Annotated in this window: 15 protein-coding genes; 9 read left to right on the top strand and 6 right to left on the bottom strand. The window is 57.0% G+C overall.

Annotation, left to right across the window (positions count from 1 at the left end):
• Positions 1 to 34: 34 nt before the first annotated feature.
• Positions 35 to 874 (top strand): S-formylglutathione hydrolase, encoded by an 840-nt coding sequence (gene fghA / locus ACZ5C3_RS06550; RefSeq protein WP_464036222.1) that lies wholly within the window; start codon positions 35 to 37, stop codon positions 872 to 874.
• 3 nt (positions 875 to 877) lie between these two features.
• On the opposite strand, the gene ACZ5C3_RS06545 is transcribed toward fghA, so the two are convergent.
• Positions 878 to 1,393 carry a DUF3280 domain-containing protein gene (locus ACZ5C3_RS06545; RefSeq protein ID WP_464038272.1) on the bottom strand — a complete coding sequence of 172 codons (516 nt, stop codon included), beginning with the start codon at positions 1,391 to 1,393 and terminating at the stop codon, positions 878 to 880.
• Positions 1,394 to 1,532: 139 nt separating this feature from the next.
• Between ACZ5C3_RS06545 and ACZ5C3_RS06540 the strand changes: the two genes are divergently transcribed.
• From ACZ5C3_RS06540 to ACZ5C3_RS06520, 5 genes are read left to right on the top strand one after another with little or no spacing between them, the layout of a single operon-like run.
• On the top strand, positions 1,533 to 2,708 hold the full coding sequence (locus ACZ5C3_RS06540; protein ID WP_464038271.1) for an ABC transporter substrate-binding protein: 1,176 nt from the start codon (positions 1,533 to 1,535) through the stop codon (positions 2,706 to 2,708).
• 14 nt (positions 2,709 to 2,722) lie between these two features.
• Positions 2,723 to 3,694, top strand: coding sequence for a YVTN family beta-propeller repeat protein (locus tag ACZ5C3_RS06535; protein WP_464036220.1), 972 nt, complete (start codon positions 2,723 to 2,725; stop codon positions 3,692 to 3,694).
• Complete coding sequence (locus ACZ5C3_RS06530) at positions 3,691 to 4,512, top strand: ABC transporter ATP-binding protein (RefSeq protein ID WP_464036218.1); 822 nt, start codon at positions 3,691 to 3,693, stop codon at positions 4,510 to 4,512. Before ACZ5C3_RS06535 ends, ACZ5C3_RS06530 begins: the two co-directional genes overlap by 4 nt.
• Positions 4,509 to 5,360: an ABC transporter permease gene (locus ACZ5C3_RS06525; protein ID WP_464036216.1), complete on the top strand. Its 852-nt coding sequence runs from the start codon at positions 4,509 to 4,511 to the stop codon at positions 5,358 to 5,360. Before ACZ5C3_RS06530 ends, ACZ5C3_RS06525 begins: the two co-directional genes overlap by 4 nt.
• Positions 5,357 to 5,965 carry a hypothetical protein gene (locus tag ACZ5C3_RS06520; protein WP_464036215.1) on the top strand — a complete coding sequence of 203 codons (609 nt, stop codon included), beginning with the start codon at positions 5,357 to 5,359 and terminating at the stop codon, positions 5,963 to 5,965. The genes ACZ5C3_RS06525 and ACZ5C3_RS06520 overlap by 4 nt, the downstream gene beginning before the upstream one ends.
• 6 nt (positions 5,966 to 5,971) lie before the next feature.
• On the opposite strand, the gene ACZ5C3_RS06515 is transcribed toward ACZ5C3_RS06520, so the two are convergent.
• From ACZ5C3_RS06515 to xoxF5, 4 genes are all read right to left on the bottom strand, one after another.
• The gene (locus tag ACZ5C3_RS06515; RefSeq protein ID WP_464036213.1) at positions 5,972 to 6,526 is read right to left on the bottom strand and encodes a PQQ-dependent catabolism-associated CXXCW motif protein; all 555 of its coding nucleotides are present in this window, start codon (positions 6,524 to 6,526) and stop codon (positions 5,972 to 5,974) included.
• Between the two features lie 6 nt (positions 6,527 to 6,532).
• Positions 6,533 to 7,414 (bottom strand): substrate-binding domain-containing protein, encoded by an 882-nt coding sequence (locus ACZ5C3_RS06510; protein ID WP_464036212.1) that lies wholly within the window; start codon positions 7,412 to 7,414, stop codon positions 6,533 to 6,535.
• A 56-nt stretch (positions 7,415 to 7,470) separates the two neighbouring features.
• A complete protein-coding gene (locus ACZ5C3_RS06505; RefSeq protein WP_464036210.1) occupies positions 7,471 to 7,986 on the bottom strand; it encodes a c-type cytochrome, methanol metabolism-related in 516 nt (171 codons plus the stop codon).
• A 102-nt stretch (positions 7,987 to 8,088) separates the two neighbouring features.
• Positions 8,089 to 9,906, bottom strand: coding sequence for a lanthanide-dependent methanol dehydrogenase XoxF5 (xoxF5, locus tag ACZ5C3_RS06500; protein WP_464036208.1), 1,818 nt, complete (start codon positions 9,904 to 9,906; stop codon positions 8,089 to 8,091).
• Between the two features lie 353 nt (positions 9,907 to 10,259).
• Between xoxF5 and ACZ5C3_RS06495 the strand changes: the two genes are divergently transcribed.
• Positions 10,260 to 11,204 (top strand): quinoprotein relay system zinc metallohydrolase 2, encoded by a 945-nt coding sequence (locus tag ACZ5C3_RS06495; RefSeq protein WP_464036206.1) that lies wholly within the window; start codon positions 10,260 to 10,262, stop codon positions 11,202 to 11,204.
• Positions 11,205 to 11,260: 56 nt separating this feature from the next.
• Complete coding sequence (locus ACZ5C3_RS06490) at positions 11,261 to 12,094, top strand: quinoprotein dehydrogenase-associated SoxYZ-like carrier (RefSeq protein ID WP_464036204.1); 834 nt, start codon at positions 11,261 to 11,263, stop codon at positions 12,092 to 12,094.
• A gap of 15 nt (positions 12,095 to 12,109) precedes the next feature.
• On the opposite strand, the gene ACZ5C3_RS06485 is transcribed toward ACZ5C3_RS06490, so the two are convergent.
• Complete coding sequence (locus tag ACZ5C3_RS06485; RefSeq protein WP_464036202.1) at positions 12,110 to 12,457, bottom strand: hypothetical protein; 348 nt, start codon at positions 12,455 to 12,457, stop codon at positions 12,110 to 12,112.
• A 157-nt stretch (positions 12,458 to 12,614) separates the two neighbouring features.
• Here ACZ5C3_RS06485 and ACZ5C3_RS06480 point away from each other — a divergent pair, with 157 nt between their 5' ends.
• Positions 12,615 to 13,571, top strand: a complete 957-nt coding sequence (locus ACZ5C3_RS06480) for an ABC transporter substrate-binding protein (protein WP_464036200.1) — start codon at positions 12,615 to 12,617, stop codon at positions 13,569 to 13,571.

The following is a 13,571-nucleotide window of genomic DNA, read 5'->3' as shown; positions in this document are numbered from 1 at the left end:
GAACTGATACGTGTCTTTGAACGGGTAATTGCACATGACGATCGAAACCGTTTCCCTCAATCGATCGCATGGCGGTTGGCAAGGCGTCTACAAGCACCCAAGCGAAGCGACCGGAACGGACATGACGTTTTCGGTCTTCGTTCCGCAGCAGAAGTCCGACACCAAAATGCCTGTGGTCTGGTATTTGTCGGGCCTGACCTGCACCCATGCCAATGTCACGGAAAAGGGCGAATACCGAAATGCTTGCGCCGAGCTTGGCCTGATTTTCGTCGCACCGGATACCAGCCCACGCGGTGAGGGCGTTCCCGACGATCCCGCCGGCGCCTATGACTTCGGTCTCGGCGCGGGCTTTTATGTCGATGCGACAAAAGAGCCGTTCGCGAAGAATTATCGGATGCTGAACTACATCACCCGAGAGCTTCCCGAACTGGTGAGATACGGATTTCCAGCTGACATGGACCGGCAGTCCATCATGGGCCACTCGATGGGAGGCCATGGCGCACTGACTATTGCACTGAGCAATCCCAACCGCTTCCGCGCCGCCAGCGCCTTCGCGCCCATCGTCGCGCCGTCGCAGGTGCCGTGGGGAAAGAAGGCTCTGAGTGGTTATTTCGGAGACGATCACAAGCTGTGGCGAAAACACGATACCGTCGCATTGATCGAAGACGGCGCGCGCTTCCCTGAGTTTCTGGTCGACTATGGGGATGCGGACCAGTTTTTAAATGAACAGCTTCGCCCTGAACTGCTTCAGGAGGCGTGCGCAAAGGCCAGCATTCCCCTCACCCTGCGCCGTCAGAGCGGGTATGATCACAGCTACTACTTCATTTCCACCTTTATGGAAGATCACCTGCGCTGGCACGCCAAGCGTATGTGATGTCTATTGCGCGCTGCCCGGATTGGGCGCGAGCAGCCGGTTTCGCAGCAAATAACTCATGCCACGTGACCAGGATTCATCGGTGTTGCCGCGCATGTCTGCGCTCGCAGCAGCGACGATCTGCCCGGTATGGGCATCGCGGATATAGACATTCATGTTGAGGATCAGGTTGGACACCTTCTGCACCACGCCTGTGACAGAGAGATCAGCACCGACCTTTAGAGCCAGTTGCACATCACATCCGCCACAGGATTGAAGATTGCTGTTGTGCGCCGCAGCGCTCACTGGCGCAATATCCACCAGTTGGAACTTTCCTGAATCAGCGAGACCTTTGCGAAGTTGGTCGCCAACACTCCTCAATCGCACCTGTTCGTCAGCTTGAGGTCCGCTCGTCTCACCCTGCAAACTGGTATCGACAAGCTCGAAATCAAAGACAGCCGTTTTGGGTGGATCGGCAAAAGCAGGAGCCGAGATCAACACGGCAAAAAGCAACGCACCTGCAAATGAAAACACCTTCATGCGGCGTCCTTTCGTTAGCTGCACCGCACACGGCGGCAAAATATCATACCCGCTGCAAGCTGATCGGCCATATCTTCCGATAAGAAAGGCTTTATCATCATCCACCAAGGGCTCGATGACGGAGACCGAATTGAATCGATTGGTGTACAGCCTGGTTGCTCTCGGTACCTTTATTTCGGTTGCTCATGCGGCCGATCCGACCACGATCAAGATCGGCTATCTAACCCGTGACGAGATCAAGCCCACGCTTTCGCTGGTCAATCTGCCGACCAAGGATGACGGCGTCGCGGGAGCCCGCCTCGCCATCGAAGACAACAACACGACGGGGAAGTTCCTCAACCAGCGCTTCACGCTGGAGGAAGTCCGGCTCAAGGACGAAGAAGACCCGGCTGCCGCGGCTGTGAGACTTGCCGATCAGCAAGTCGCGTTTGTCGTCGCCGATCTTCCGCCCGATGCTCTTTTGAAAGCCGCCGACGCCGTGCGCGATCGCGGAACCGTTGTCTTCAACGCCGGGGCGATCGATGATCGGCTGAGAGAAGAGGATTGCCGCAGCAATGTGATCCACACCGCGCCAACCCGTTCAATGCTGGCCGATGGCCTCGCGCAGTATCTGGTGTGGAAGCAATGGAAGCGCTGGTTCCTTGTGTCGGGGTCACATCCGGAAGACAAGCTCTATGCTGATGCTCTGCGCCGGGCCGCAACACGCTTCGGCGCCAAGATCGTCCAGGAGCGTGTGTTCGAAGATACCGGCGGTGCACGCCGGACCGATAGCGGCGTCACGCAAATCCAGCGGCAGATGCCAGTGTTCACCCAGCAGGCTCCTGCTTACGATGTTCTGGTGGCGGCAGACGAAAGCGAAGTGTTCGCGTCGTATCTGCCTTATCGGACGTGGGATCCGCGGCCCGTTGCCGGATCGGCCGGCCTTGTTCCCAGAAGCTGGGATGCCTCGCACGATCAGTGGGGCGCCGTGCAGATGCAGAACCGCTTCATCAAGCTCAACTCAAGACTGATGACGGCGCTCGACATGCAGGCGTGGACGGCTGTCCGCATGATCGGAGAAGCAACTTCCCGGACCCGCTCGGGCGATCCAAAGACCGTGACGGACTTTCTCAAGAGCAAGGATTTCTCGCTCGCCGCCTTCAAGGGGCAGCGGCTGACATTGCGCGACTGGAATCTGCAACTGCGCCAGCCCATTCTCCTTGCGGATGGTCGCATGGTGGTGTCCGTGTCACCGCAGGAAGGCTTTTTGCATCAGACGTCGGAGCTCGATACGCTTGGGTATGATCGCCCAGAAACCAAGTGCAAGTTGAAATGAACCGGAGGACATGCATGCGGCGACACTGCCTTCTGTTCGGAGCGCTTCTGTTGCTCGCGGCTGCGACGCCGGCAAATGCCTACCTCGCTTATGTGTCGAACGAAAAGAGCAACACCGTCTCCGTGATCGATACCGAGAAGTGGGCCGTCATCAACACTATCAAGGTTGGCCAACGCCCGCGCGGCATCGAACTCACCAGGGACGGCAAGTTCGTTCTCGTAGCTGTGGGCGATGACGACAAGATCGAGATGATCGACACCGCGACGCAGAAAGTGGTCGACAGCCTCCCCTCCGGGCCAGACCCCGAACTGTTCACGCAGGATGCCGCCGGCAAGATTCTCTATGTGGCCAACGAGAACGACAACACCGTCACCATCATCGACATCGCAAAACGTGCGCGTGTGGGCGACGTTCAGGTCGGTGTTGAACCAGAGGGCATGACGCTCAGTCCGGATGGAAAGATCCTGATCAATACATCCGAGACCACTAATATGGCGCACTTCATCGATACCCAAACCCGCGAGATCGTCGCGAACGTGTTGGTCGATTCGCGCCCGCGCTTTGCCGAGTACAAGAGCGATAGCTCGGAACTGTGGGTGTCCTCCGAGATCGGCGGCACGGTCGCGGTGATCGATCCGGCCAAGCAGACGATCACGAAGAAGATCTCCTTCAACATTCCAGGCCTGCGCAGCGAGGCGATCCAGCCCGTGGGGATCGCCATCACCCGCGACAACAAGACCGCCTTCGTTGCGCTGGGACCCGCCAACCGCATCGCTGTGATCGACGCCAATACTCATCAAGTGTCCAAATATTTGCTGGTGGGCCAGCGGGTCTGGCACATGGCGTTCACGCCGGATGAAAAATATCTGCTGACCACCAATGGCGTCTCGAATGATGTTTCCGTTATCGACGTCGCCGCACTCAAGGTCATCAAGACCATCCAGGTCGGCGAGTTACCCTGGGGGGTGACGATATCGCAGCAATGACCGTGACAGACACACCGATCAGAACACCGGTTACCTCGGACGAGCGCCCAATGGCCTCGTCGAACCAGCCGGCTGCGCTCTCCGTGAACGGCGTCAGCCATTCCTATGGCAGCCGCCGCGCGCTGGACAATGTGAGTTTCGCGATTGCACCAGCGACGTTTCTGGCTTTGCTCGGCCTCAACGGTGCCGGAAAAAGCACGCTCGTCTCTCTCATCACTCGGCTGTTCGGCGTGCAGGCCGGAAACATCGCAATATTCCATCACGACATTGCGCATCAGCCGAGCGAAGCCCTGCGCATGCTGGGCGTCGTTTTTCAGCCACGCACGCTTGATCTCGATCTTTCGGTCACGCAGAATCTTATCTATCACGCTGCCCTGCACGGCATTGGCAAGCGTGAGGCGCTCGCGCGGGCCGACGATCTGCTGCACCGTCTTGGCCTCGCCGATCGCTCAAAAGACAAGGTTCGTGTGCTCTCCGGCGGCCAGATGCGACGCCTCGAAATCGCCCGTGCGTTGCTGCACCGGCCTCGCCTGCTGTTGCTCGACGAGCCGACCGTCGGCCTCGACGTCAAAGCGCGGTTCGATATCCTCGCCTATGTGCGGCGTCTGGTCAGCGAAGACCGCATCAGCGTGTTATGGGCCACTCACCTGTTTGACGAGATCACGCCTGATGATGACCTCGTCGTCCTTCATCAGGGCAAGGTGCGAGCCCATGGCGTCGCTTCGCAGGTGATCGAAGCAACCGGAGCGCAGAACCTCAACGGCGCGTTCGTCCAGTTGACCGGAGCGCATGTGGAAACCGTGAGCACCGCGCCATGACCGTCACGACAGTCCCCGAGCAATCACCCGGTCTTTCTTTTTCACAATATCTGACGTGTCTGAAGGGCATCGTCTGGCGCGAGGGATTGCGCTTTCTGCATCAGCGCGAACGTTTCATCTCCGCTCTGGTGCGTCCGCTGGTCTGGTTGTTCATCTTCGCTGCTGGCTTCCGTCAGGTGCTCGGGGTGTCCATCATTCCACCTTATGACACCTACATCCTCTACGAGGTCTACATCACGCCCGGATTGATAGCGATGATCCAGCTGTTCAACGGCATGCAATCGTCGCTCTCCATGGTCTACGACCGCGAGATGGGCAACATGCGGACATTGCTCGTGAGCCCGATGCCGCGCTGGTATTTGCTGACCTGCAAGCTGCTTGCGGGAACGGCTGTCTCCATCCTGCAAGTCTACGCGTTTCTGCTGATCGCATGGTTCTGGGAAATCGAGCCTCCTCCCATCGGCTATCTCACCGTTATTCCCGCCCTGATCCTCTCCGGACTGATGCTCGGCGCCCTCGGCATGCTGATCTCATCCGGCATCAAGCAGTTGGAGAATTTCGCGGGCGTCATGAACTTCGTGATCTTCCCGATGTTTTTTGCGTCGTCGGCCTTGTACCCGCTGTGGCGCGTGCAGGAAGGAAGCCCGATGCTTTATTACGTTTGCCAATTCAACCCGTTCACCCATGCTGTCGAACTCATTCGTTTCGCGCTCTACGGACAAATCAACTGGGTATCCTTGAGCGTGGTCGCCGGATGCACACTCCTTTTCATGATTGCCGCGGTCATCGCTTACGATCCATCGCGTGGTCTCTTGCGCCGTGGCCCCGCGGGAGGTGAGACAACATGAGACGACCCCTTCTACTGACAGCGCTTATATTCGTGGGAGCGACAAGTCAGGCCTTTGCGGCCGATCCCCGATATCCCGATTGGCCGTGCGCGCAGGCAAAGGTACCGGAGATTTCGCTCGCCGCAGTATGGGCCGGACCTGCGCTGGACGATGTGACGAATAAATGGAAAGCAGACAACAAAATCGAGCCGCTGGTCGCCCGGCTCGCCGCACGCCGCACATCCATGGAAGACGCGGAGAAGCTAATCACTGATCTCCTGTCGAATTCAAAGGATAAGGCCCAAAACGGAAGAATGTTGTTTGTCGGCTTGTTCGAGTCGCTCAATGCCCAGAGAAACTCGGTGATGAATGGCCTCGAACGCGTCACCCGTAAGCAGCGGGCGGCCGCGGACAAAATCCGAGCCGACACACTTGCACTTCACGCGTTGCAGGATTCGCCGACATCCGATCCAACCAAGATCGAAGAACTTTCCAATCAATTGACTTGGCAGACGCGCATCTTCGAGGACCGCAACAAGGTCATTCGCTTTGCGTGCGAAGTTCCGACAATTATCGATCAACGCCTGTTCGCGCTGGGGCGCACGATCCAGCAGGAAATGGAATAACGGCCCTTATTCTGCGGGACGCGGCTCCGGTTTTGAATCCTCGACGGGCAGATCGAACTGCTGCCAGCCATCGGTGCCGTCGGGATACCAGGCGACATTGGTATATCCATACGACAGCGCCCGCTTCGCGGCATTCCACGACATCCAGCAGTTGGCCTGGCAGTAGAACACGAGAAGCTTATCGAGTTTTCCCCCGGACGCACGCTTGAGACCCTGCCGGAAGTAATCCTCCGTGCTGGTGGCAATTTCGCCGTACCCCGTATCAGGCAACCAGATGCTGCCGGGAATATTATGCCTCGGCGTTTCTCGCCACACCGTCCCAGCCGGAAGATTGGGACGCGGTGGATGCGGCAGCACGTCGATGAAAATGGCTGAGCCACTGCGCCAAGTCGCCTCTGCTTCGTCAGTCGTCAGCACGCGCCCGCCCTTAAGCGTTGCCGGTACCGGCGAGCGGTAATTATCGATGCGATAAGTGTCGGGCTCGTTCGGAGCCTCCTCCGCAAACGCAGACGAACAAAATGCCAGAAGTGTAATTGCCACCGCCTGCGGCAGCCACCGCATGGGAGTTTACTTCGTCAGCGCTTCGGCAGTGATCGGCCGGTCGTTTTCATCGAGCAGCGGGACGCCGAAGTCGAGCAGGATTTTGTTAATCTCCGGCTGGTTCTCCTGAATAAGTTTGTTCAGCAGCCGCTTCCAGTTTTGATCCGCCGGCCGCACACCCATGCCGATGCGGTAAGCAAGCTGCGGTCCTGATTTCTCCTTCGTAAGAGGAACAACGCGCAACGGCGGATTGGCCTGCCTGGCGTAATAGCCTGCCATCGGTCCCCACAGAACGCCGGCATCGATCTGGCCTGAATTGACATCCTTTACCATTGCTTCGGCAGAGGAATCGACACGGGTATCAATGACCAGTGGATAAGGCTTGGCGCTTGTCATAAGGCCGTTTACGGCCATAGCGGTGCCCGGCGGCGTGCCCGCAACGACACCGATGCGTTTGCCCTTGAGGCGCTCGTCGGCCAGCGTCGTCACATCGGCGAGATCGCTGCCGTTCTTGGTGATGAGCGCGTAGGACGTCCGGTAATAAGGATTCGTGCCCTGCGCGAGATCATCGCCTTGTGGAAAGCCGAGGATCACATCGCAGCGATGGGAGCCGAGCGTCATCCGCACAAAGCCTGTGGCCTGCGGAAAGAACGCATAAGCCAGCTTCTTATCGAGCTTCTGCGCCATGAATTCAGCAAGCTTGTTCTCGAAACCCTCGCCCTTCTCGTTGGAGAACGGGAGATTGTGCGGATCGGCGCAGACCCGAAGAACTTTCGGATCTACAAGTTCAATGGAAAGATCCGTGCCTTCCGGCAAAGCCTGCGCCGATGCAGGGCCAGGATGAAGCAGCCCAATTAGCGCGGTACATATAGAGAATACGAACGTCCCGCGTGGTGCAGCCATTGCCATCGCGGCCTCCTTTTGATTGTCGCCCGCTTGTTTCTGCGCCGTATCGATCGTGAATCTCACTTTCCGATACAGGAATCTTCCGCCTGCTTGGCGGCTTCCGGCTTGTCTTCATGTTTTGGCGGCCGCACGCGACCAACTGCATCGTTCGCGCGCGCACGCAGATAGACGTAGATATCATCCATATAGCAAGCCACATTCGGATTATCGCCCAGCGCCGGCATCACGTTTTCCTGCGATGACGACACGTTCTTACGCCCACTTGCGACCACAGTAAGGAAATCCGTGTAGCTCATGGTCTTCAGCGAATTTTTAAGCGCCGGCGCATAACTCGATCCCTCGCCGTCAGGCCCGTGGCAGACGTGGCACTCCGAGTGATAGCGACGATAACCGGAGTAAGTGTACCAATCGACCGTTCCATCCGCCTGGACCTTGAAGGTGGGATTTCCATCCTTGTCCTCGTATTTTCCATTTTCATTCTTGACGGCAGCCGGGTCTCCACCACCATCGGCAAGAGCCACGCCTCCTCCCAAGAGGACAACAAACAACGCTGCGGCAATAAAACCGTTGTGCACGGGCTTTCCTCATTTTTGATTATTGTTCTGGTTTGATGGGTCAAACGAACCGGCGCGAGGAAAAGTTCCACGCGCCGGTTGATTGCATTGTGCGCCGCGTCTTTAGTTCGGCAGCGCAAACACCGTGAGCGAGCCGCCGAGCGCTGTATAGCTGCGGAGGCCGGCATAGCCACCCACCGCACCGAGGCCTGCGGTCGGGTCTGTCAGGCCAGCCGCGAGGCCGATGCCTGCCCATCCGCCGACACCAGACAGCACAGCGATATACTGCTTGCCGCCCTGCTCGTAGGTGGTCACGTTGCCGATGATGCCGGACGAGGTTTTGAACTTGTACAGTTCCTTACCCGTCTTGGCGTCAACAGCCTTCAGATAGCCTTCAAGCGTTCCATAGAACACCACGCCACCAGCTGTCGCGAGGGCACCGGACCACACGGAGAACTGCTCCTTGTCGGACCAGACGATCTTGCCGGTCTTGGCATCCCAGGCGATGAAGTTGCCCATATGGGTTTCGCCCTGCGGCGGATACATCGACAACGTCGCACCAACGTAAGGCTGACCTGCCGTGTAACGCACGCGGAACGGTTCGTAATCCATGCAGACATGGTTGGTCGGCACGTAGAACAGCCCTGTCTCTGGCGAGAACGCTGCAGGTTGCTGATCCTTGGTACCTAGAGCCGCCGGACAAATGCCCTTTACGTTGACATCTTCGCCCTGCTGGTCAGTCGAGAACTCCTTGACCACGAGAGGACGTCCGTAGGTTGGGGAGTTCTTGTCCATGTCGACTTTGGTGGCCCAATTGACTTTTGGATCATACTTTTCGGCGACGAGAAGTTCGCCGTTGGTGCGGTCGAGCGTGTAGCCAAAGCCATTACGATCGAAATGCACCAGCGTCTTGCGATTGGTCCCGCCGATATTTTGGTCGGCCAGGATCATTTCGTTGACGCCGTCGTAGTCCCACTCGTCATGCGGTGTCATCTGGTAGACCCACTTCGTCATACCAGTGTCGGGATCGCGCGCCCAGATAGCCATCGACCAGCGATTGTCACCGGGCCGCTGCTTTGGATTCCAGGTCGAGGGATTACCCGATCCGTAATAGATCAGGTTCAGCTCGGGATCATAGGCATACCATCCCCATGTCGTTCCTCCGCCGATCTTCCATTGATCGCCTTGCCAGGTATTGATGCCGGAGTCTTTGCCCACCGGCTTGCCGAGATGCGTTGTCTTGACCGGATCCATCAATGTGTCGCTGTCCGGACCCATTGAATAGCCACGCCACACCTGCTTGCCGTCTTTGACGCTGTAAGCAGTGAGAGATCCACGAACACCAAATTCGCCGCCGGAAATACCGACAAAGACCTTGTCCTTGACGATCATTGGCGCCGAAGTGCCCGTCTCTCCCTTGCCGGCATCGCCGTTCTTCACCGACCAGACGACTTTTCCGTCTTTGGCGTCGAGAGCGACAAGTGTGGTATCAGCCTGATAGAGGAAAATCTTGCCATCCGCATACGACACACCGCGATTCACTGTATCGCAGCACATCACAGGAATGACGTTCGGATCTTGTTTCGGTTCATACTTCCAGACGATCTTGTTTTCGTCCTTCAGGTTCATCGCATAAACCATGTTCGGGAACGGCGTATGAAGATACATCATGTCGCCGATCACAAGCGGTCCACCTTCGTGACCGCGAAGCACGCCGGTTGAGAACGTCCAAGCCACTTGTAGCTTTCCGACGTTGTCAGCGGTGATTTGCTTAAGTTGAGAGTAACGATGGTTGGCGTAGTTACCTGTTGGCATAACCCAATCTTTTGGGTTCTGCTGCATCTTGATTAGTTCATCATTGGCATACGCGGCACCTGCGGTCCATACCGCTACAATGCCAAGACAACTCGCAAGACAGGTCGCAGTTATGACCTTGCGCATCACGTATCCTCCCACGTTTTTATTACAACTTCCCAGTCGACCAGGGTTTATCGTGGCAGCGTGTCAGGGTTGGCAGCGTGTCATAGCGTCAGCAACAAGGCGAGCGTCGTGAGACATTCGTCTCCTCGCATCAGCTTCCGATGATTACATCGGCGATCCTAGTCAACCGAAGTCCTGTTAGAGTCGGAAACGAGTAAATGCTATGCTGGTCATTCAGAGCGCGCAACTGAAATGTACCACTGCGCTTGCAGTCGCTGCAAAACGTCACGCTGCGCGCTCGCACTTCGCAAACCAAAGTCGTTCATTGACGAGTTTATCCGGGTGCACTGCCGCAAGAGAGTGATCAGAGTTCAATGAAGCTCATCATCCGTACTGTCGCCTTACTGACATTGTTCACCATGATTGTCGCGACAACGGCGGCAACGCGGGCGCAACATGAACTTGAGCCTTTGGAAGTCGATGAAATCGCGCCGGGTGTCTTTGTTCATATTGGCGCGATCGCGCTCATGACCCGCGATAATGAAGGTGCGACAGCCAATGTCGGATTCATCATTGGAGACGATGCTGTCGCGGTGATCGACACCGGCGGAAGCGTTCAGGAAGGACGCCGCCTCCTCGCAGCCATTCGCACACGCACACAAAAGCCAGTCCGATATGTCGTGAACACGCACGGTCATCCAGATCATGTCTTTGGCAACGCAGCATTCACACACGATCAAACTATCTTCGTGGGCCATCGAAATTTGCCGAGAGCGTTGGTCACGCATGGCCAGTTCTACATCGACTCCTTTCGCCGCCTGATGGGCGAAGAATTGATATCCGATGTCAGAATTATCTCGCCGACACTCCTCGTCGACGACAGCATTATGCTCAACCTCGGAAACAGGAATCTGATCCTTCAAGCTTGGCCCGCCGCTCATACCGACAACGACCTCACCCTTCTCGACAGCACAACGGGAACTTTGTTTGCTGGAGATCTGATTTTCCGCGAACACGTCCCGGTCCTGGACGGCAGCATCGTCAGTTGGCTCGATGTTCTGAAAACAATGTCCGCAGTTGCCGCAAAGCGCGTCGTTCCGGGTCATGGCTCCGTTGTCGATTGGCCGGAAGCGATTTCTAACGAGCGGCGTTATCTCGAGAAGCTTGCAGCGGATACGCGGACATCCATTAAACGAGGAGTCCCGTTAGCGACCGCTGCAGAGACGAATGGAACTTCCGAGAAGCCGAAGTGGCAACTGTTCGACGACTACAATGCACGCAACGCAACTGCAGCATTTTCAGAGCTTGAGTGGGAATAACGAAACAACGGGTGTAAGCTCTTGTAGTCTGGCTTGATCGCAAAAGGATCGTGACCATGGGCGGAATGACGGGTCGTTTGCTTGGCTTGGTTGGCATTGCCCTCGCGGCATCGTTCGCCGCAACCGCGTCTTACGCAGATCCTCCGCAACGGACAGACCCATGGCCCGGTCTCGTTCAGGACATTTTTAACAATCGCTCCATGAACGATGGCACTGGGGTGCTCTCGATCGAGATGCCGTCACGCGCCGAAGACGCTGCCATCGTCCCCGTCACCCTGCGCAGCACTTTGCCAGTAGGCGACGCGCGATACCTCAAGTCGATCACGTTGGTGATTGATGAAAATCCTGCGCCAATGGCTGCAAAATTTGAACTCGGCGACACCGCAGGCGTATCCGAGATTTCGACGCGCGTGCGTGTCAACAACTACACAATGGTTCATGCAGTTGCTGAACTCAGCGACGGTAAGCTTTACATGGTCAAGACCTATGTGAAGGCATCTGGCGGTTGCTCAGCCCCCGCCGCCAAGACCGCAGATGAAGCCAGCAAGCGTCTTGGACAAATGCGGTTCAGGCAGTTTCCGAAATCAACGGACGCACCGACAAGCGGAGCTCACGAAGCGCAGCTGATGATCGGGCATCCCAACAATTCGGGACTACAGATGGATCAGGTGACGCATCTATATGTCCCTGCCCTCTTCATCAATGAATTGCGCGTTTGGCAGGGCGATAAGCTTGTCCTTGCCATGGAAGGCGGAATCTCGATCTCGGAAGACCCCAATATCCGCTTCTCGTATCTCTCGAACGGCGCTCAGCAATTCCGTGTCGAGGCAAAGGATACGGATGGTCGCGTCTTCAAGGGAGAATGGCCGGTCGAATCCTCCGCCATGTAAAATTGCTGCGACTTCCTAGAAACAGCGCACTTCCGCTTCTGCTTGCGCCCTCCGCAACTCGTTGGTCGCGCTCTTCGCCTGCTCTGTGGTTCGGAACTGGCCTCCCATCTCGCCCGGAACCTGCGCCATGCTCAAAACCGTCTCTGCGCTGATATAGCGTTCGTAAGGCAGCAGGCTCGCGACCACATCGATCGAACATGAACACTGTTCGAGCGACTGCCGTGTCTCCCCATTGGCCTTCATGCAACCGAACACATAATCCGCCCGCGCTGACGTCGGATAGTCATTTAGATCTTCCGCGTGCGACGTTGCAGCAGTTGCAAGCCATGCCACAGCAAGCACAAATATTGGTTTGATGATCATCGTCGTGCGACCTCGCAGTCATGAGGTTGACCTTTAACCTAGTTGAAATGGTTGAACGGGAGATCGTCAAGATCGTTGTCTCATTGCCATTGCCGTGATGAGCTCGTTTTCGAAAGGCTCAGACGTGAGAAGCATCGTTCCCAGGCTTATTCGCAGCTTGCTCATTGTTTTGCCGTTGGTCTGGCTGACGTATCCAGCGCATGCCACGGATACGCTCCGTCTTGCGATTCAAAAAACCGGCACGGTCGCTTGGGAGCTTGCCGTCATTCGCGCACATGGATTGGACAAGAAGGCTGACCTAAATATCGCCGTCGCCGAGCTTGCCAGTCCCGAAGCGGGCAAGATTGCTCTGCGCGGCGGCTCCGCTGACGTGATCATCGCCGATTGGCTCTGGGTGTCGCGCGAGCGGCAATTAGGCACCAAGCTGGTCTTCTACCCGTACTCCAGTGCACTGGGCGCCGTTATGGTGCCGGCGTCTTCATCCATCCGCACTTTCGCCGATCTGAAAGGCCGCAAATTGGCTGTCGCTGGCGGCGCCATCGACAAGAACTGGATCCTGCTTCAGGCGGCGATGAAACAGGACGGCATCGATATCAAATCGCAAGCGGATGTTGTCTTCGGCGCTCCGCCCCTGTTGGCGGCGAAGACTGCCAGTGGCGAAATGGATGCTACGCTCAATTACTGGAATTTTTGCGCTGCACTCGAAGCGAAAGGATTTCGCCGTGTCGGCGGTGTGGAAGATATTCTGCCGAAACTCGGCGCAAAGGGCCCGACAGCCATGATCGGCTACGTCTTTAATGAACGATGGGCAGACAAAAATCGCGATCTGATAGCCCGCTTTATTGCCGTGACGCGGCAGGCGAAGGAGATCCTGGCGACCTCCGATCAAGAATGGGAGACCATCGCGTCCATTACCGGCGCTCCCGATAGGGCAACATTACGTACCTATCGCGATCGCTATCGCGAGGGCATTCCGCGTCGGCCGATCGCCGATGAGCAAGAGGATGCGCGCATCCTGTACAAAGTGCTGGCGGAAACTGGCGGCACGGATCTGGTCGGGCCATCAAAGGAACTCGATGCCGGAACGTTTTATCGCGCTATCCCAGGCAGCTGA

Source organism: Afipia dichlorophenoxyacetatis, from assembly GCF_055386385.1.
The sequence above is the reverse complement of the archived record's forward strand: the minus strand, read 5'-3'. Positions and strand labels throughout refer to the sequence as shown.

Excerpts from the sequence above, each read along its gene's own strand:
- ACZ5C3_RS06535 (WP_464036220.1), top strand. The coding sequence starts at position 2,723 with ATGCGGCGACACTGCCTTCTGTTCGGAGCGCTTCTGTTGCTCGCGGCT.
- ACZ5C3_RS06530 (WP_464036218.1), top strand. The coding sequence starts at position 3,691 with ATGACCGTGACAGACACACCGATCAGAACACCGGTTACCTCGGACGAG.
- ACZ5C3_RS06485 (WP_464036202.1), bottom strand. The coding sequence starts at position 12,457 with ATGATCATCAAACCAATATTTGTGCTTGCTGTGGCATGGCTTGCAACT.
- ACZ5C3_RS06545 (WP_464038272.1), bottom strand. The coding sequence starts at position 1,393 with ATGAAGGTGTTTTCATTTGCAGGTGCGTTGCTTTTTGCCGTGTTGATC.
- ACZ5C3_RS06510 (WP_464036212.1), bottom strand. The coding sequence starts at position 7,414 with ATGGCAATGGCTGCACCACGCGGGACGTTCGTATTCTCTATATGTACC.
- ACZ5C3_RS06515 (WP_464036213.1), bottom strand. The coding sequence starts at position 6,526 with ATGCGGTGGCTGCCGCAGGCGGTGGCAATTACACTTCTGGCATTTTGT.
- ACZ5C3_RS06490 (WP_464036204.1), top strand. The coding sequence starts at position 11,261 with ATGGGCGGAATGACGGGTCGTTTGCTTGGCTTGGTTGGCATTGCCCTC.
- fghA (WP_464036222.1), top strand. The coding sequence starts at position 35 with ATGACGATCGAAACCGTTTCCCTCAATCGATCGCATGGCGGTTGGCAA.
- ACZ5C3_RS06495 (WP_464036206.1), top strand. The coding sequence starts at position 10,260 with ATGAAGCTCATCATCCGTACTGTCGCCTTACTGACATTGTTCACCATG.
- xoxF5 (WP_464036208.1), bottom strand. The coding sequence starts at position 9,906 with ATGCGCAAGGTCATAACTGCGACCTGTCTTGCGAGTTGTCTTGGCATT.
- ACZ5C3_RS06525 (WP_464036216.1), top strand. The coding sequence starts at position 4,509 with ATGACCGTCACGACAGTCCCCGAGCAATCACCCGGTCTTTCTTTTTCA.
- ACZ5C3_RS06520 (WP_464036215.1), top strand. The coding sequence starts at position 5,357 with ATGAGACGACCCCTTCTACTGACAGCGCTTATATTCGTGGGAGCGACA.